This window comes from Echinicola jeungdonensis (assembly GCF_030409905.1).
GTDB classification, from domain to species: Bacteria; Bacteroidota; Bacteroidia; order Cytophagales; family Cyclobacteriaceae; genus Echinicola; species Echinicola jeungdonensis.
The window spans coordinates 2,968,691-2,987,419 of the sequence record NZ_JAUFQT010000001.1; the positions used below are offsets into that span (position 1 = coordinate 2,968,691).

An 18,729-nucleotide genomic window follows, 5' to 3' on the forward strand; every position below is an offset into this window, starting at 1 on the left:
GGTTCTTATTGCCATTTCGAAGTAAGATACAATTATAATTTAATTTATAAAAAATTAATATATATGTAGATAGTTAATCCCAGTTTCTTTGATCTAAATTTACTAAAACCTACCTGTATTACATGAAAAAGGAGGTTCCTTTTGGAACCTCCTTATGGATATATTCAGAAATTGGGATTACATCATGCCGCCCATTCCTCCTCCGCCCATTGGAGGAACTGAAGCACCACCTTCTTCTTTGATGTCAGCTACCACACATTCGGTAGTCAACAACAAGGAAGCAATGGATGCTGCATTTTCAAGAGCCAGGCGGGTCACTTTGGTTGGATCAATTACACCTGCTTGGAACAAGTCTTCAAAAACATCGGTACGAGCGTTGTAGCCGAAGTTTCCTTCGTTTTCACGAATCTTATTGATTACAACAGATCCCTCCGCACCTGCATTGGAAACAATAGTTCTCAACGGAGACTCAAGGGCTTGTTTTACAATGTTGATACCGGTATCCTGGTCTTCGTTTTCACCTTTAAGGTTATCCAAAGAGACTAAAGCTCTGATGAATGCCACACCACCACCAACTACAACACCTTCCTGAACGGCTGCTCTGGTAGCATGAAGGGCATCATCTACCCGGTCCTTTTTCTCTTTCATTTCCACTTCAGTGGCTGCACCGATATACAAGATTGCTACACCACCAGAAAGCTTGGCAAGTCTTTCTTGAAGTTTTTCCTTGTCGTAATCGGATGTGGATTTATCGATTTGCGCTTTTATTTCAGCAATTCTTGCTTCGATAGCAGATTTTTCACCCGCACCTTTGACAATGGTGGTGTTATCTTTGTCGATGTTAACTTTATCTGCAGTACCCAAATATTCGATGGAAGCGTTTTCCAACTTGTAGCCTCTTTCTTCAGAGATTACAGTACCACCAGTTAGGATGGCGATGTCTTCCAACATTGCTTTTCTTCTGTCACCAAAACCTGGAGCTTTAACGGCAGCAACTTTGAGGGCACCTCTGATTTTGTTAACTACAAGGGTTGCCAAAGCTTCCCCGTCAACGTCTTCAGCAATAATCAATAGCGGCTTCCCAGACTGAGCAACCGGCTCAAGAACAGGAAGCAACTCTTTCATAGCAGAAATCTTCTTGTCATAAATAAGGATGTATGGGTTTTCCAGTTCGGCTTCCATTTTCTCCGTATTGGTAGTGAAATAAGGAGAAAGGTACCCTCTGTCAAACTGCATACCCTCTACAGTTTTTACTTCTGTTTCAGTTCCTTTGGCTTCTTCTACAGTGATTACACCATCTTTGCCTACCTTTTCCATGGCATCGGCGATCATTTTACCGATTTCCTCGTCATTGTTGGCAGAGATAGTACCTACTTGGGCAATTTCCTTTGAAGTTGAAATTGGATTGGAGTTGGATTTAAGTTCAGCAACAACTTTAGCTACCGCTTTGTCAATACCTCTTTTAAGGTCCATTGGGTTAGCACCGGCAGCCACATTTTTGATACCTACATTAAAAATAGACTGAGCAAGCACGGTGGCTGTAGTAGTACCATCACCCGCATTATCAGCGGTTTTTGATGCCACCTCTTTTACCAATTGAGCACCCATATTTTCAATTGGCTCTTCCAATTCAATTTCTTTGGCTACAGAAACACCATCTTTTGTGATGGTCGGAGCACCAAACTTTTTGTCGATGATTACATTTCTACCCTTTGGGCCTAAGGTCACCTTAACTGCGTCTGCAAGAGCATCGACACCTTTTTTCAATCGGTCCCTTGCATCTGTATCGAAAAATAATTCTTTAGCCATTGTTATTTCTTTTTAGTTTGTTGTTAAAATTAAACTACTTCAAGTATTGATTAGAGAACAGCAAAAATGTCTGATTCCCTCATGATCAAATAATCATTGCCCTCCACTGAAAGCTCTGTGCCGGCATATTTCCCATAAAGAACAGTGTCACCTACCTTTACAGTGAGTGGTTCGTCTTTTTTTCCGTTACCAACTGCCACTACGGTACCTTTTTGTGGTTTTTCTTTGGCAGTATCTGGAATATAAAGGCCGGAGGCTGTTTTTTCTTCAGCTGCAGCAGGTTCTACCAGAACTCTATCTGCAAGAGGTTTGATGTTTACTTGTGACATAATTGTATTGTTTTTTTTAAGTTAGATGCTTTGATTTCTGAACCCTTTATTACATTTCTTGTGCCAAGTGTTGATTCTATTTTTAATAGGTCAATTGTCTGACATAAAGTCGTGAAAATGTAGGATAGGGTTGTCATGTGTGTTTTTGGGTTATCGGAGGAGCTGTCATTTTTACTTTGGGCCATTAGAAAGTATGTCAGTTTTTTATTAAATTCTATAAAAAAGTGAGATTCCTATGAAAACTTTGTCAGAAAACTGGATTTCAGAAGGCTTGATTGATTTTGAGTATAAAAAATATATCCTTCTAGCTTACCTTAAAGAGGTGGATCGTCATTTCAATGAAGTGAAGCTTTATCCATCTTTAGCTGATCTTATTAGACATTATCAAAAATTAAAAGGGTTATCTGAAGAAAAGGATACCTTAAGTAACAGCTTTCCCAAAAGGTTGGCAGGTTTGGATATAAAAAAGATGGTCCTTAAACACCAGCCATTGCTGGAGGATGATGAAATGATGAAAGAACTGGAAGAAATTATTTCTTATTCCATGCCCATGATCAAACATCATATTGACCAAGGGAAATCCATTTATGATTTTATAGAAAATCATCTGGAAATTGAACCTGTAGGGCTTTCTCCTATTTATCAAAAGGAGGGGTATGTCTTTTTTTCTTATGACAAAACCCGGGAAATCTATGTTTACAGGTATAAAATGAAATTGTTTGAAAGCAGTTTGGAAAAATTAAGAGGGATTGCTTTGAATTTTTTGTTAAAAATGACAACCAGCTTGACCAATACGTTTGAGCGAATAAAAATGGACCTTGTTAAAAATTATAAAGAATTACCAAACCCTGCCACTTGGTTGATTAATAGCACCAATTTAGTTCCACTTGAGGAAAGTCTGGTTCCTGTTAGCAAAAGGTTATTGATGCGAGTTATAGACTAAAAAAAAAGTCCCGGGCTGGTCCGGGACTTTAAGATTTGAAATGAATTAGTTTTTATTTTTCCACCAAAACAGGCTCTGCTTTTTTGGAGTTATTGAGATCACCATTATCCAAATCTTCGTTAGTTGTTGAAAATTCATTGCCTTTTTTTTCTGTAATTTCCCGGTCCATCCCTTTTTTGATAACGTCATCACCGGGTTTGCCAAATAGTATTCTAAATCTTTCCTTGTTGTTTTTTGCAAGTTTCATATCACTTACAATGTCATACCATTCGTGGAAAACCAAATAAACAGGGTTGTAAGATTTTACGGGCTTGGTGATGCCATAATTAGGTCTTTCTTGTTCTGCCATGAAAGTTCCAAAAATCCGGTCCCAAATGATGAAAGTTGATCCATAGTTTTTGTCAAGATAATGTTCATCACTTGCATGATGTACCCTATGATGGGAAGGTGTGGTAAATATGTATTCTATGGGAGCAGGCAGTTTTTTGATGTATTCTGTATGAATCCAAAATTGATACAAAACTGCAATTTGGTGGCAAATAAAGAAAACAAAAGGATCAAATCCAATCATTACCACCGGTACAAAGAATATAAACTTAATATGCTGGGTCCAACTTAATCGAAATGAAACGGAAAAGTTATATTTTTTTGAATTGTGATGGGTGACATGGGTGGCCCACCAAAACCGCTGTTCATGGGCAACCCGGTGTGCCCAGTAACGGGCAAAATCAATGGCCACAAAACAGGGGAGGAAAGACCACCAAGCGGGTGGAATTTTCCAAGGAACAAGGTTCCAAAAAAACAGCACTGCACTGAAAAGGGCCACTTTGATCAAGGCACTAATGCCAACATTGATCAAGCCAATTGAGGCAGCTGCTAAAAAATCTTTTCTATCATATGTGTCTTTATTTTGATAAATACTGACGCCCCATTCAAGAAAGACCAAAGCAAACATCACAGGGGCTGCCCACAGAATGACATTAGGCCAATCCATAGCCCCAATATCCTCAAGACTTACATAGTTGTCAAACATAAAATTGAATTAATTGATTCTATATTGGCAAAGTTAAAAGGTATGAATAATGTTAGAACCTAGCAAATAAAAGTGACCTTTTGAAAGTTATTGATAGTTAAATGGCTGAAAAAATAAGAAAACAAAAAAAAATAACCTGGCAGTCTGCCAGGTTATTTTTTTTTGTTTTTGGAAATTTTATTGTCCGCTTGCTGTATCAGCAGGGCTAATGTCTTGATTCTCTTCCTCCTCTGCAGGAAGGATGCTTTCATTGTCATCAAAAGCAGGGGTTATCATTTGATCCCTGGCACTCTCCACGTTGGGAGAAACAAATTCCTCAGAAACATTGGTGCCCTTAAAGGCCGATGTTCCCAGGGAAAGAACCAAGATAGCGATAGCCAATACCCAGGTAGCCTTTTCCAAAATATTGCCGGTTTTGGTAACCCCCATGATCTGAGAGGCACTACCACCAAATGCCGCACCAACGCCTCCTTTAGAGTTTTGGCCTAGGATGACCAAAATTAATAAAACGGCCAAAATAATGATGACACTGATCAATACAGTAAACATGTTATAGCTATTTTAATCTTTTAATTCGTTTATTAAGTTCGCAAAGTAAGCTTTTTTCTTTGGAAACTTCAAGATTAATTTCTCATAAATTTTTATGGCTTTCTCTTTCTTCCCTTGCTTGCTTAATAATTTGGCATAGGATTCTGATAAAAGGTTTTCATTAAGTTGGGTGCTGTGGATAGAAAGATCCTGGTTTTTCTCAGTATTTTCATTTTCCTTTATTGCGGCCAACTTGATGTTTTTCTTATTGAAAGAACTGATAATATCACCCTGTTCGCGCTTTCGGACATCATTAATAATCTTTTTTTCCTTCTTTTTGATGGATTCAATCAGGTCTTCGGCAGCTGAGCTTTTGTTGGTTTTTGGAGGGCTTTCATCCTGGGAAGGAGAAAGCTTTTCTTTATTTTTTAACTTTGCCAAGTTTTCTTCCAACTGTTTTAAAACTGCTTCCTTCGAAGATGAACCTGTTTTGAGAGCATCCTGATTATCATTGTCAGCAGGGTTGTTTTCAGTTTTTGGTTCTGATGAAGGATTAGTCCTGGGAGGGCCAATGATAGGAGAAGGGTTTCCTTTAATAAAATCCAAATCATTAAGGATCAATTTTTTTAGCCAAGACCTGTTTGGACTTTGTACCGCCGCCCAATGAAGCAATTCCTTGGATTCTCCCTTTGAAATATTGTATTCGTATTTAGCAGCAAGCACTTTAGGCACCAAAAAATAAGGAAAGGTTTCATGGAGCTTGATCAAGGCCCTGAAATCTTCTTTATCTAAAGAGTTTCCTTTATGGATGATCTCAAGCAATTGCTTCGCGTTCACTGGATTTTAGTTTGATTAGAATCTCTAATTTAATGAAAATATGTATTTCCACTTATTAGTTGGAAAGGAAATTTCTTTTTTGTCCCATAAATTAAAACGGGACAGTTTACAAGGAATATTCTTAAAATGAGTATTCCTGATGAGTTTTTTCAAATTTAGAAATATGAATTATATATATCCCTTTTTGTTTTTAAATTTTTACCTTTTGAGTGATGATTTTACCAGTTGGCCACTGTAGAGGTGAAGATGTCTTGGATGATTGCTTCAAATATTTCATCAATCAAATCAGATTCCACTTCCAAAAGAGAGGTTGTCCTTGGGTCATAGTCTTGGTAAAAACTAAAGCTCCTTTCCATATTTTCCTCCTCATTGGTGAGGTTAATGTAGTTGACATCCACCGCTATGGTAAGCCTCATTTGCCCGGCTCTATCAGGTAAATTAGGATCTGTGCTGGTAACAGTAGCCTGGGGGGTGTTGGTATACCGGGAAATAGCTCCTTCAAACTGCAAGTCTCCATTGTTTTGCACTAATTCCAGTTGGGTATTCCTTTGGAAATAATCTTTTAGAGATTCCGTGAAATTTTGTCCCATATTGGCAGGACCTCCTCCGGAATCGTTAAAAAAGTTGGCCACTGAAAAGGAATTGGTGACATTGTAATCAATGGTAGTCCCGGTAAAACTGTATTCTACCTTGCAACCAGAAAACAATAGCGGACTGAGCAGCCCCAATAAAATGAGCAGTTTTTTACTCATTGATGTCATATTGTTTGATTTTACGGTATAAAGTCCGCTCCGAGATTCCCAAATCCTGGGCGGCATATTTTCGCTTATTGTTGTGTTTTCTTAAGGCTTTGATGATCAATTCCTTTTCTTTCTTTTCGATCGAAAGGGAATTATCGTCTTCCTCATGGATAATGTCCTCAATGCCCTCGTCATCATAATCCTCAGAGGCCTGGTTGGAATTGGAAGAAGATGAACCTGATTCCAAAACAATAGGCATGGATGAAGAGGGTTTGGAAGAATCTTCATCAAATGAAACTGATGAATCCATATCCTCAAAGAGGGAATGGTGTTTTTTAATGATATTCTGACTGAGACCGCCAGACTGGTAGGTGTCAAGTACAAGTTTTTTGAGGTCAGTCATGTCCTTTTTCATATCAAAAAGGACTTTGTATAATATTTCCCTTTCGGAAAAATCCCTTGAGCCTTCTCCTGACCCCTGGGGTTTATAAGGTGCCGGCAAACTGGAGGATTCTTCGGAAGGAAGATATTTGGCCAAAGTAATTGCATCAACCTCCCTGTTTTCTTCCAATAACGATATTTGCTCAGCTAAATTTTTTAACTGCCGGATATTTCCCCTGAATGAAAATTTCAAAAGGAGATTTTTGGCTTCATTATCCAGGGTTATGGGCTTTACGTTGTATTTTTCTGAAAAATCAGAGGTGAACTTCCGGAATAATAGGATAATATCCTCTCCCCGTTCCCGAAGAGGAGGGACGAAAATCGGAACGGTGTTAAGGCGGTAATACAGGTCTTCTCTAAACTTTCCCTTTTCGACAGCATTTAGCAGGTTGATATTGGTTGCAGTGATTACCCTAACATCAGTTTTTAGGACTTTTGAGGAACCTACTTTGATAAATTCCCCATTTTCCAAAACCCTTAAAAGCCTGGCCTGGGTACCCAAGGGCATCTCTCCAATCTCATCAAGGAAAATGGAACCATTATCGGTAACCTCAAAATAGCCTTTTCTTGCTTCATGTGCACCTGTAAATGAGCCTTTTTCATGTCCAAAAAGTTCAGAATCTATGGTTCCTTCCGGTATGGCTCCACAGTTGATGGCAATGAATTTGCCATGTTTCCGCGTGCTGAGGGAATGTATAATCTTGGAAAAGGATTCCTTGCCACTACCACTTTCTCCGGTGATGAGGACGGTCATTTCCGTAGGGGCTGCCTGCATGGCTACCCTGATGGCATGGTTAAGCAAAGGACTATTTCCAATAATGCCAAAACGTTGTTTTACTGCTAAAACTTCTGAATCCGTAATCATATAATTAATTAGGTTAAAAATCAGGAAATCACTTCACCAAACAAGGTGGCGGCGGTACAATCCGTGATTTTTAACCGTACATAATCTCCTTTTTTATAATCCCCTTTGGAGAAGATAACCACTTTATTGGCAGAATTTCTGCCTTTTAATTGTTCATCGGATCTTTTGGAAGAACCTTCCACCAATACTTCCTGTATCTGGCCAATATCCATCTGGTTTCTTTCTAAGGAATGTTGGGTTTGTTTCTGTATGATTTCCTGGAGCCGCCTTTTTTTGACCTCCAGGGGAATATCATCTTCATACTTTTTGGCAGCAAGGGTTCCGGGACGTTCGGAATAGAAAAACATATAGGAGAAATCGTATTTGACGATGTCCATCAAGGTTAAGGTATCTTGATGTTCCTCCTCGGTTTCTGAACAAAAACCGGCAATCATATCCGAGGAAATTCCACATTCTTCTCCAAGAATTTCCCTGATCTTAGCTACCCTTTCCAAATACCAATCCCTGTCATATGTCCTGTTCATCAGTTCGAGAACCCTGGAGTTTCCACTTTGTACAGGCAGGTGGATGTATTTGCAGATATTGTCATAAGCTTTCATGGTGTAAAGGACTTCATCGGTGATGTCCTTGGGGTGAGAGGTGGAAAACCTGACGCGAAGTTTAGGATCCACTTTTGCTACCATTTCAAGTAATTTTGCAAAATTATATACCTTACTGACCTCTCCCTGCTTGTTCAGCCTTGCTTTGTTGTTTTCCTCTGGAGACCACTTGTAACTATCCACATTTTGACCCAGAAGGGTGACTTCGCGAAATCCCTGATTGAATAAATCCTGAGCTTCCTTGACAATGGAGTGAGGATCACGACTTCTTTCCCTTCCTCGGGTAAAGGGAACTACGCAGAAAGAACACATATTGTCACAACCACGCATGATGGAAATAAAAGCACTTACTCCATTGGAATTTAACCTTACAGGAGAGATGTCTGCATAAGTCTCCTCCCTGGAAAGGAAAGTGTTGACACCTTTGTCTCCGTCTTCTGCTCCTTTTACCAGGTTGGGAAGGTCACGATAGGCATCAGGCCCTACAACTAAGTCGACCAACTTTTCTTCTTCAAGAAGCTTATCCTTCAACCTTTCAGCCATGCATCCCAATACCCCAATGGTCATTTCTGGCTTTTCTTTTTTGATCTGGTTGAATTGGGATAGGCGCTTTCTGACAGTCAATTCTGCCTTTTCACGAATGGAACAGGTGTTTAGGAAAATTACATCTGCTACTTCATAATCAGAAGTAGTGTCAAATCCATTTTTTTTCATTATGGAAGCGACGATCTCACTGTCAGAAAAGTTCATCTGACATCCGTAACTTTCTATATAGAGTTTTTTCTGCTTTCCAGTATTCTGCTCTTCTGTGGTTTTGAAATCACATGCTTGCGCCTCTTCCGCAGGGATAATATCTATATCCTTAATTAAATTCTCCATAGGACTCTTTTCAATCAATTTGAAATGCGAAATTAATAAAAATACCGACAAAATGACAGGTTTTTTCCGGATTAATACCTAAAGTGATTTTTTCTCCATTAGACCTAAATGTTCTAATCCGGATTTTCAATTTCCCTGCCTGAAAAAATGATAAACAATTTATTGACACACATGTTGATGAAGGTGTTTGAGGGTAAAAGAAGTCATCTTTGAAACCATTCCTTTTACCCAAACAACTTGGAATAATTTATCCGGTAAATGATTAAGGGGAAATCCTCGTTTTTTTCTTAAATTATTATCCATTTGGATTCAGGAGGTAGGGTTGAAATCTATCAGATAATTGAAATGATCAATTTTGTCTATTTGGGTTTTTGATCTACCTTTTCTTTGGAAGAAAACCATAACTAAACGGAAAATATCCATGTCCGATCAAAAGAAACATAATAAGTTAACCACGGCATCAGGAAGGATTTATGTGGAAAATGATAATACAAAAACAGTTGGTCCCAGAGGTCCCGTCTTAGTCGAGGATTATATTTTGCATGAAAAAATGGCCCATTTTAACAGGGAAAGAATTCCAGAAAGAGTGATGCATGCAAAAGGTTCCGGGGCTTATGGGGTGTTTACGGTAACCAATGATATTTCAAAATATACCAAGGCTAAGCTTTTTAATAAAATAGGAAAAAAGACAAAAGTATTTGTTCGGTTTTCCACGGTAGGGGGCGAAAAAGGCTCCGCAGATACAGAAAGGGATCCACGTGGATTTGCTGTGAAATTTTACACCGAGGATGGTAATTGGGATTTGGTAGGGAATAATACCCCAATATTTTTTATCAAAGATCCCAAAAAGTTCAGTGACTTTATCCATACACAAAAACGAGATCCATATACTAATATGAAATCCCCAACTATGATGTGGGATTTTTGGTCCCTAATGCCAGAGTCTTTACATCAGGTTTTGATTTTAATGAGTGATAGAGGTACGCCCTATGGTTACCGTTATATGAATGGATATGGTTCCCATACTTTTTCCATGGTCAATGATAAAAATGATAAAGTTTGGGTGAAATTTCATTTTAAAACTGAGCAGGGAATCAAGAATTTTACCAGTGAAGAAGCAGTAGAAATGAAAGCAAAGGATATGGACTTTGCCCAAAGGGATTTGTTGGAAGCCATTGACAAAGGAGATTTTCCTAAATGGCAATTAAAAATTCAGGTGATGACTGAAGACCAGGCCAGACATTTGGATTTTAACCCATTTGATTTGACCAAGGTTTGGCCGCATGGGGATTTTCCTTTGATAGAAGTTGGTGAATTGGAGTTAAACCAAGACCCTGATAATTATTTCCAGGAGGTGGAGCAATCGGCATTTGCACCTGCACATGTAGTGGATGGAATAGGCTATAGTCCAGACAAGATGCTTCAGGGAAGGATACTTTCTTATCCAGATACCCACAGGTATAGGTTGGGTGCCAATTATGAACAAATCCCTGTGAACCGTTGTCCCTTTGCTGTCAATAATTATGACCGGGATGGATTAATGCGGATAGATGGGAATGGTGGTAGAAAATCCAATTATTATCCTAATAGCTTTGATGATATTGAAGTGGATAAAGAATATTATGAACCTTCCGAGGCTTTGGATGATAATATTGCAGATTGGTATGATAGAAACAGCAAAATAGGAGGGAATGATCATTATTCCCAAGCCCGGGCCCTGTTTAGGGATATCATGAACCTAGAAGAGCAGGATAATACCATTGCCAATACCATTGAAGCCATGAGTGGAAATTCCGGACCCAAAAGGGAGGAGATCATTTATCGCCAACTTTGTCATTGGTTCAGGGTGGATGAGGAATTTGGATCCAGGGTGGCAGATGGATTGGGTGTTGATGTCAATTCAGTGATGGCATCAATGAATGCTGCACATGGTTGATCAAATATTTAGAATTTTGCAATGGAAAATGAGCGGAAAAGTTTCCGCTCATTTTCTATATGAAAGGTTATTCAAGAAGAAGTAATCATTGGATCTTTGCCTTAATTTGGATAATTGAATGGGATTTTGATAATATAGCTTTTAAGCAAATGCATAGCATTTATATTTGAATATTAAATCATGTTAATCCATTGTCAAGTTTTTCTACGATATTGAAAAAGATTTTTAAAATTCTTGGAGGAATATTGTTGGTGATATTCCTTCTTGTTTTGGGTCTGATCCTTTTTATCCGAAGCCCTTGGGGGCAAGGGATTATTGTGGATAAGGCCACAAATTATGTTTCTGACAAAACCGGGACTACAGTAAAAATTGAAAAATTGTTCCTAACTTTTTCGGGTAATTTAAGTTTAAAAGGGCTTTATCTGGAAGATCAGGTAGGAGACACCCTTGTTTATTCAAAGTCTCTGGAATCCGGGATTGAAATTATGCCTTTGGTGAGGGAAGGTGCCATTCATTTGACCAGGTTGGAATGGGAAGGTCTAAAGGCCAGAGTCAGGAGATCTGAAGAAACCCAAAAATTTAATTTTGATTTCTTAATTGATGCCTTTTCAGGATCTGAAGGGGTGCAAGAAAGTCCAGCTTCATCAAGTGAAAATAATGATTTACCTGAACTGGAAATAGGACCTGTCCAATTAAGGGATTTGGATATTGTTTATCAGGATGATTGGATGGGAATAGATAGTAAAGTGATCCTGGGGAGACTGTCCCTCATTTTGGATGCCATTGACCTTAATACCATGGGCTTTGCTGTGGAGGATTTTTCCTTTAGGGATTCTGAGGTTTTTTACCGACAAACCAAAGCATTTGAAACTTCAGAAGAGCTGGATACTACTTCCACTGTATTGCCTTTCTTATCAGTTGATCAATTTTTTATCAAAAATGTAAAAGCCTATTATGAATCAGTCCCGGATAATACTATTGCAGATATCATATTGGGCGAGTTTTCAATAGCTCTCCCTGAAGCGGATCTTGAAGGAAAAAAAATATTATTGAAAGAATTTCAGTTAAAGGAATCCAAATTTGGTCTCCGGCTACCTGAAGCTTCTCCAGCTTCAATTGATACGGTAAGTGGGGACAGAAAAACTGATTTTTCCTGGCCGGATTGGGAAGTGGAAATGGGGAGAATTGCCATTGAAAATAACCAGGTCCAATTTCAACAGGGAGAAACACCACCTCAAAAAGGCCGTTTCAATCCCACCTCATTTGAATTCAAGGATTTTAATTTAATGGTTTCCCAGCTTTTTTTAAAGGGAAAAGAGGCCGGATTCAAATTGGATAGTTTTTCTTGGCAGGAATATAGTGGTGCAAAATTAGACGAGCTTAGCTTTGACTTTACCCTCAATGACCAAATGGCCGGCCTGGAAAAATTAAACTTTCAAACCTCCCAAAGTAAATTGGCCGGGAAAATGGAACTTCAATATCCATCCATAAATGCAATAATTAATAACCCCAAAAAGGCAAAAATTTTATTGGATTTGCCAGAGTTCAAGACTCATGCCGAAGAAGCATTAGTTTTTGTCCCTGAAATGGCTCAGGAGGATTATTTCAAGATATTATCTTCTAAGGAAATCAAAGGGGAATTCCAATTTAACGGCACTTTGGAAAATATGGAAGTGATCAATTCCAGGGTCCAATGGGGTGAGAAAACCAGGTTTTCTGCAAAAGGGAGGTTAAGAAACCTGCCGGAGATGGATAAATTAAGTTTTTCCAACGGTGTGCTGGAATTCCAAACCATTAGAGAAGATGCCAAACAATGGGTAGATGAAAAGGAAATGGGCTTCCAACTTCCTCAAAAGATCCACTTGAAAAGCCAGCTAAATGGTGATGTGAATAACCTGAAAACTGATTCTAATTTGGAAATGCCTGAAGGTATTGTCCAATTTTCTGGAAATTTTAAGCAAGGAAAACAAAATTCTTTTGATGTTTCACTAGATGTTAAAGATTTAAAATTGGGGGAACTGTTGCCAGGCCAAGGTTTGGGTACTATGACATTTCAAATTAAGGGAAAAGGTCAGGGAAAGGAATTGGCAGAAATGAGTGCTAATTTGAGTAGTAATTTTGACCAACTGGAATATAGTGGGTATGATTTTTCAGGATTAAACCTGGAAGCCAATTTAACCAACGGGGAAGGAAATGCTAAAATAATCTTTAAAGATGAAAATCTTGATTTGGATATACAGACGCAAGTCCATTTGGATTCCCTGGACGCCAAGTATGAGGCAATGGTGGATATTCAGGCAGCGGATTTATTTGCACTAGGTTTGACCCAGAAAGAGATTTGGGCCAGGTTAAAAATGAAAATGGCTTATCATGGTAACCCGGATGACTTTGATGTCAATGCCCATATGGAGGAAGGTCTGTTGGTTTATGATGACAGAAGCTATCCTTTGGGGAATTTTGATCTGAAGGCTAAAATGGCTGAGGATAGCACCCATTTGGATTTAAAAAGTCTTATGCTTAATAGCCAATTGAGGGCCAACCAGCCCCTTGCCCAGGTAATGGAAAGATTATCAGGGCATTTTAAGCAATATTTAGGTGACAGTCTTTCGGAAACTGCAGCTGATAAGATCCCTGCAAAAATGAATTTCAATTTTTCATTTAACCGGGCTCCTGTTTTGGATCAGGTAATTTTGGATGGCTTAGATAAATTGGATGAAATCACCTTTGCAATGGATTTTGATGAAGAGGAAAATCAATTTTCTTCGGAGTTGAAAATTCCCTATGTCCAATATGGAAGCATTCAGGTGGATAGTTTGAATTGGAATGCCAACACCGATAATGAAAAGCTGAACTTTAATTTGGCCTTGGGTACTTTTCAATCAGGCCCGGTTCAATTAGACAAAACCTTAATTAATGGAGATATGAACCATGGGCAGTTAGTTTTAGATTTTTCGGCCTATGATGGGGGAGAAATGGCCTATCACCTGGGGTCTGAAATGGTGTTTGGAAAGGATACCATAGAGTTTAATTTGGACCCTGACGAATTGATCCTGAACAAAAAAAATTGGACTGTTCCTGTGGATAATCATCTGATTTGGACGGGCGAGGGCTTGGGTTTCCATGATTTTTCCCTAGGTAGAAATGATCAAAAAATTACTTTGACCGACAGTATGGAAAAGCTGGAAACAAGTCATGTGGGAGTGCTTTTCGAAAACTTTCAGCTTAGTGCTTTGACCGGATTTTTAAATCCCCAAAAACCCCTTGGGCTAGGCAGGGTTCAAGGGGAGTTCATTATTGAAAATCCATTTGAAAAACCTGGACTAGTGGCCGCTTTAGGAGTTGAAGGATTACAAGTCATGGAAGTGGGATTGGGCAACTTGACCTTGAATGCCAAATCCCTGGAAACTAATCATTATGATTTCGACCTGTCACTAAAAGACGGGGGAATTGATTTAGATCTCAATGGGGATTATAAAGCCCAGGAAGAGGGGGCAGCAATGGATTTAAACCTGGACTTAAATGCTCTACAATTAAATGTTCTGGAAATGTGGTTTGGGGAGCAACTAAGTGAGGGTCAGGGAAGTATTTCCGGAAATTTAAAAGTAAGTGGCAATACTGCCTCTCCTGAATACCAAGGGGAATTTGCTTTTAGAAATGCAGCTATTAAAGTCAATACTTTGAACTCTAGCTTTAGCTTGCCCAATGAGTCAATAGATATCGATACCGAAGGAATTTATTTTAACGGTTTTACGGTTAGGGATGAAGAAGAAAATGATTTTACCATAAACGGATCAGTTTTGACTTCCTCTTTTGCCAACCCAAGTTTCGACCTGAAACTTCAAGCGGATCATTTTCAATTGTTGAATTCTGGTAAGTCTGATAATGAAATTTTTTATGGGAAGGCCAATGTCAATGCTAATATGGATATTAAGGGGGATTTAAACCTTCCAAGGATCAATGCCAGGTTAAAGGTAAATGGGGAGACAGATTTGACTTTTATTATCCCTGAATCAGAATTGGAAATTGTGGAACGGGAAGGGGTGGTTTTATTTGTTGACCGGAAAGATACTCAAGATCTCTTGACCAAAAGAGAGCAGGAACGTGTAAGTTCAGGCTTTACAGGTATGCAAATGGACGCAGTTTTGGAAGTGGACCCGGATGCATCCTTTAAAGTGGTAATTGATGAACGGTCTGGGGACAACCTTTTGATTTCCGGTAGGGCAGATCTCAATTTTACCATGGCTCCCAATGGAAGGATGAACCTGTCAGGAATTTATGAAGTTCAGAGTGGACATTATGAGATGAGCCTTTATAACCTGGTCAGCCGGAAATTTGCTATTAATGAAGGAAGTACCATTAGCTGGAAAGGAAACCCCATGGATGCTGATTTAAATATCACTGCATCCTATAATGTTGAAACATCAGCAAGTGAATTGATGGCCAGCCAATTGACAGGAGTAGATGCAGAAGTGGCCAGAAAATACCGTCAGAAATTACCTTTTGTGGTTTATCTAAATGTGGGTGGGGAATTGATTAAGCCTCAAATCTATTTCAATTTGGATATGCCGGAGGATGACCGTGGGGCTTTGGGAGGCAATGTTTTTAGCAGGGTCCAGCAGGTAAATAATGAAGAGGGTGAATTGAACCGGCAGGTATTTTCTTTATTAGTTCTGGGTAGGTTTTTTCCTTCTGCAGGAGGGGAAAGTTCAGGGGGAGGAACGGCGGGGCTTGCCCGCTCCAGCGTAAGCCAAGTACTATCTGGCCAACTTAATGCATTGTCCAGTAACATCCTTGGTAATTCGGGATTTGAATTGGATTTTGACCTTGACAGCTATACTGATTACCAAGGAGGGAATCCGCAGGACAGAACCCAGTTAAATGTAAATGCCCGACAACGTTTATTTAATGACCGGTTAATTGTACAAGTCGGTAGTCAAGTGGATTTGGAAGGATCAGATCCTAACAATCAAGGTAGGGGAGCTGTTTTTGGAAATGTTAGCATAGAATACTTATTGACAGAAAACGGGAGGTTCCGTTTAAGGGGGTTTAGAAAAAATCAATTTGAATCCATTATAGATGGGCAGTTAATTGTAACGGGCCTTGCGTTAATTTTTAACCGTGAATTCAATAAGTTTATTGACTTATGGAAGGGAGATGAACCGGCTCAGAAAGAGGAAGTCGAGAAGGGTCCTGAAAGCCAAAACAAAGAGGCTGACTCAAATGGCAATAAAGAGCAATGAAGCAATCAATTATTAAATACTGTTTGATATTAGGTTTGGGGTTGACCTTCACTTCTTGCGGGGTGGGTAAGTTTATTCCCGAAGGGGAAAAACTATATACAGGAGCTTCTTTGGACTTGAATGCTGAAAAAGGGGTTGATTCTCCCAAGAGGCTCGAGGAGGAACTGGATGAGGTGGTCAGGCCCAATCCCAATTCCAAGTTTTTGGGAATGAGAGTTGGTTTATGGGCCCATTTTAAAGGGAGTCAGGAAAAGCCAGGGTTTATCAATCGCTTTTTGAAGAAAAAGATAGGTCAGGAACCTGTTTATTTTAGCCAGGTGGATATTTCAGGAACGGAAGAGTTGTTGCTCAATCGCCTTGAAAACAACGGGTATTTTTATGGTCAAGTCCTTTCTTCCGTTGATACAAAAGGAAAATTCGCGGGAGTGAATTATGAAGTGAGCTATGGTGAACCTTATCGCTTGGCAAACTATCAATTTTTGGGGGATTCTCTCCCCATCCAAAAAGAGATCCAAAAAATGATGGGTGAAACTGAATTATTGCCCGGAGAGAGGTTTAGTTTATCCTCATTAAAAAGTGAAAGGGGCAGGTTGGATGAAGGCCTAAAACAAAAAGGCTTTTATAATTTTAATTCCGAATTCCTGATTTTTGAAGCGGACACCAACCAACATGAAAAAAGGCAAATTGACCTGTATTTGAGATTGAAGGAAAATTTACAGCCAAAGGCTTTTCAGCTTTACCGGATAGATCAAATAAGTGTTTATCCAAATTATATGATCGACCAGGAGGCATTTGATCAGGACACGGTTATACTGGGGGGGATCGATTATATACAGGATGAAACCATGTTCAAGCCTCACTTATTAAAGCATTATATCTTATTGGAGGAAGGAATGACTTATAATTCAAAGCTTGCCCGCTTGACTAGAAACAGGCTTTCTTCTATTGGTATTTACAGGTATGTAAGCCTGAAATTCAACGAAAAGGATAGTGTTGCTCTTGGAGAAACAGGAAGGCTTGATGCTAATATCTATCTTTCCCCTTTGAAAAAAAGGTCAGTACGGGCTGAACTTCAAGGGGTGTCTAAATCCAATAATTTTTTGGGGCCTGCCCTGATGCTGACCTATAGGAACAGAAACTTGTTCAAGGGTGGGGAGACTTTGAATATTTCCGGGGAATTTTCTTTTGAAACTCAGATTGCTGGGGGGGACAGGACAGGTTTGAGTTCCTATGAATTGGGACTCAATACCTCTTTAATTTTTCCCAGGGTTATTTTCCCTATTCCCATCAATGAAAGATTTAATTATGCCATCCCCAAAACCAAAATCAGCCTAGGGGCTGAATACCTTGACCGGGTACATTTGTATAGGCTTAATTCCTTGACTGCAACATATGGGTACTATTGGAATGCCAACCGGTATGTTTATCATGAAATTAATCCAATCAGTTTAAGCATTGTCAATCTTTCCAATACTTCCTCAGAATTTGAGGAAATCCTTAATGAAAATCCGTTTCTAAGGAGAAGTTTCGACCAACAGTTTTTGGCAGGGTTGAATTATACATTTAATTATAATCAGTTAGTAGATCAGGAAAAGGTACATAAAATTTTTGTTGGTACGACTTTAGATATGGCAGGAAATATATTGGGGTTGCTGGAAGGGGGTGGAGCCTCTGAAGAGCCTGGGACTTTTTTGGGTTTGGAATATGCTCAGTATGCAAAAGGGGAGTTGGACTTTAGGTACCATATGAAGATCAGTGAGCAACAGACTCTTGCTGCCCGGTTATTTGGGGGGGTGGGTATTCCCTATGGGAATTCAATTTCTTTGCCATTTGTCAAGCAATTTTTTACGGGAGGGCCAAACAGTGTCAGGGCTTTCCGGATTCGGTCCCTGGGACCGGGGACTTATATGCCTGAATCTGTTGATAACCAGTCTTATTTTGAACAATCTGGGGATATAAGATTGGAAGGGAACCTGGAATACCGTTTTCCCTTGGTTTCTTTTCTTAAAGGAGCACTGTTTATGGATGCAGGAAACGTTTGGTTGAAGAATGAAAATGAAGCTTTGCCAGGAGGAAAGTTCAGTTCCTCCTGGTTTAAAGAATTAGGGGTAGGAGCCGGGCTGGGCTTAAGGGTGGATATTGAATTTTTTGTGATCAGGTTTGATCTTGCTACACCTTTAAAAAAACCGTATTTACCTGAAGGGGAACGCTGGGATAACAGTTTTGAACTGGGCGATAAGGAATGGAGAAGGGACAACCTAATCTTTAATTTTGCTATAGGTTATCCCTTCTGATACAGTTTATTGCTTTTTATTTTCACGTGAGAATGAAAGGGAATATTTTCTTATCTAACATTTCGCTTTTTTTTATGTAATTACCGGAGGGTAAAATGTTTGGGTTGACCTTTTGGGTGGTCTTTGTTGCAGAGGGCGTAAAAGAATGAATTACCCTTGAAGACGGGAGAGATCTATTCATTTTTTGCCCAAGGAATTTGCCAAAAATCAATTTGGGCAAACCAAATGGTAATCTAAAATGAAACTGGGCCAATTT

12 protein-coding genes are annotated in these 18,729 nt (G+C 39.2%); 4 read left to right on the forward strand and 8 right to left on the reverse strand.

Annotation, left to right across the window (positions count from 1 at the left end):
• Nucleotides 1-177: 177 nt before the first annotated feature.
• Both groL and QWY93_RS12380 read right to left on the reverse strand, forming a co-directional pair.
• Nucleotides 178-1,809 carry a chaperonin GroEL gene (gene groL, locus QWY93_RS12375; RefSeq protein WP_290248573.1) on the reverse strand — a complete coding sequence of 544 codons (1,632 nt, stop codon included), beginning with the start codon at nt 1,807-1,809 and terminating at the stop codon, nt 178-180.
• A gap of 50 nt (nt 1,810-1,859) precedes the next feature.
• Nucleotides 1,860-2,138, reverse strand: a complete 279-nt coding sequence (locus QWY93_RS12380; RefSeq protein ID WP_290248574.1) for a co-chaperone GroES — start codon at nt 2,136-2,138, stop codon at nt 1,860-1,862.
• A gap of 235 nt (nt 2,139-2,373) precedes the next feature.
• Here QWY93_RS12380 and QWY93_RS12385 point away from each other — a divergent pair, with 235 nt between their 5' ends.
• Nucleotides 2,374-3,081, forward strand: coding sequence for a hypothetical protein (locus tag QWY93_RS12385; RefSeq protein ID WP_290248575.1), 708 nt, complete (start codon nt 2,374-2,376; stop codon nt 3,079-3,081).
• A gap of 52 nt (nt 3,082-3,133) precedes the next feature.
• Here QWY93_RS12385 and QWY93_RS12390 read toward each other — a convergent pair whose 3' ends face one another.
• The 6 genes from QWY93_RS12390 to miaB all read right to left on the reverse strand — a co-directional run bounded on the left by QWY93_RS12390 (nt 3,134) and on the right by miaB (nt 9,003).
• A complete protein-coding gene (locus QWY93_RS12390; RefSeq protein ID WP_290248576.1) occupies nt 3,134-4,114 on the reverse strand; it encodes a sterol desaturase family protein in 981 nt (326 codons plus the stop codon).
• A gap of 177 nt (nt 4,115-4,291) precedes the next feature.
• Entirely contained in the window at nt 4,292-4,663 is a 372-nt protein-coding gene (gene secG, locus QWY93_RS12395; RefSeq protein ID WP_290248577.1) for a preprotein translocase subunit SecG, read from the reverse strand.
• 12 nt (nt 4,664-4,675) lie between these two features.
• Nucleotides 4,676-5,479 (reverse strand): DUF8458 domain-containing protein, encoded by an 804-nt coding sequence (locus tag QWY93_RS12400; protein WP_290248578.1) that lies wholly within the window; start codon nt 5,477-5,479, stop codon nt 4,676-4,678.
• Nucleotides 5,480-5,697: 218 nt separating this feature from the next.
• Entirely contained in the window at nt 5,698-6,231 is a 534-nt protein-coding gene (lptE, locus tag QWY93_RS12405) for an LPS assembly lipoprotein LptE (protein WP_290248579.1), read from the reverse strand.
• Nucleotides 6,224-7,525 (reverse strand): sigma-54 interaction domain-containing protein, encoded by a 1,302-nt coding sequence (locus QWY93_RS12410; protein WP_290248580.1) that lies wholly within the window; start codon nt 7,523-7,525, stop codon nt 6,224-6,226. The genes lptE and QWY93_RS12410 overlap by 8 nt, the downstream gene beginning before the upstream one ends.
• 20 nt (nt 7,526-7,545) lie before the next feature.
• On the reverse strand, nt 7,546-9,003 hold the full coding sequence (miaB, locus tag QWY93_RS12415) for a tRNA (N6-isopentenyl adenosine(37)-C2)-methylthiotransferase MiaB (protein ID WP_290248581.1): 1,458 nt from the start codon (nt 9,001-9,003) through the stop codon (nt 7,546-7,548).
• A 421-nt stretch (nt 9,004-9,424) separates the two neighbouring features.
• Here miaB and QWY93_RS12420 point away from each other — a divergent pair, with 421 nt between their 5' ends.
• From QWY93_RS12420 to tamL, 3 genes are all read left to right on the forward strand, one after another.
• On the forward strand, nt 9,425-10,939 hold the full coding sequence (locus QWY93_RS12420) for a catalase (RefSeq protein WP_290248582.1): 1,515 nt from the start codon (nt 9,425-9,427) through the stop codon (nt 10,937-10,939).
• A gap of 212 nt (nt 10,940-11,151) precedes the next feature.
• A complete protein-coding gene (locus tag QWY93_RS12425; protein ID WP_290248583.1) occupies nt 11,152-16,179 on the forward strand; it encodes a translocation/assembly module TamB domain-containing protein in 5,028 nt (1,675 codons plus the stop codon).
• Nucleotides 16,176-18,473, forward strand: coding sequence for a translocation and assembly module lipoprotein TamL (gene tamL, locus QWY93_RS12430; protein WP_290248584.1), 2,298 nt, complete (start codon nt 16,176-16,178; stop codon nt 18,471-18,473). The genes QWY93_RS12425 and tamL overlap by 4 nt, the downstream gene beginning before the upstream one ends.
• Nucleotides 18,474-18,729: the final 256 nt, after the last annotated feature.

Excerpts from the sequence above, each read along its gene's own strand:
- groL (WP_290248573.1), bottom strand. The coding sequence starts at position 1,809 with ATGGCTAAAGAATTATTTTTCGATACAGATGCAAGGGACCGATTGAAA.
- QWY93_RS12385 (WP_290248575.1), top strand. The coding sequence starts at position 2,374 with ATGAAAACTTTGTCAGAAAACTGGATTTCAGAAGGCTTGATTGATTTT.
- miaB (WP_290248581.1), bottom strand. The coding sequence starts at position 9,003 with ATGGAGAATTTAATTAAGGATATAGATATTATCCCTGCGGAAGAGGCG.
- QWY93_RS12410 (WP_290248580.1), bottom strand. The coding sequence starts at position 7,525 with ATGATTACGGATTCAGAAGTTTTAGCAGTAAAACAACGTTTTGGCATT.
- QWY93_RS12380 (WP_290248574.1), bottom strand. The coding sequence starts at position 2,138 with ATGTCACAAGTAAACATCAAACCTCTTGCAGATAGAGTTCTGGTAGAA.
- secG (WP_290248577.1), bottom strand. The coding sequence starts at position 4,663 with ATGTTTACTGTATTGATCAGTGTCATCATTATTTTGGCCGTTTTATTA.
- QWY93_RS12390 (WP_290248576.1), bottom strand. The coding sequence starts at position 4,114 with ATGTTTGACAACTATGTAAGTCTTGAGGATATTGGGGCTATGGATTGG.
- tamL (WP_290248584.1), top strand. The coding sequence starts at position 16,176 with ATGAAGCAATCAATTATTAAATACTGTTTGATATTAGGTTTGGGGTTG.
- lptE (WP_290248579.1), bottom strand. The coding sequence starts at position 6,231 with ATGAGTAAAAAACTGCTCATTTTATTGGGGCTGCTCAGTCCGCTATTG.
- QWY93_RS12420 (WP_290248582.1), top strand. The coding sequence starts at position 9,425 with ATGTCCGATCAAAAGAAACATAATAAGTTAACCACGGCATCAGGAAGG.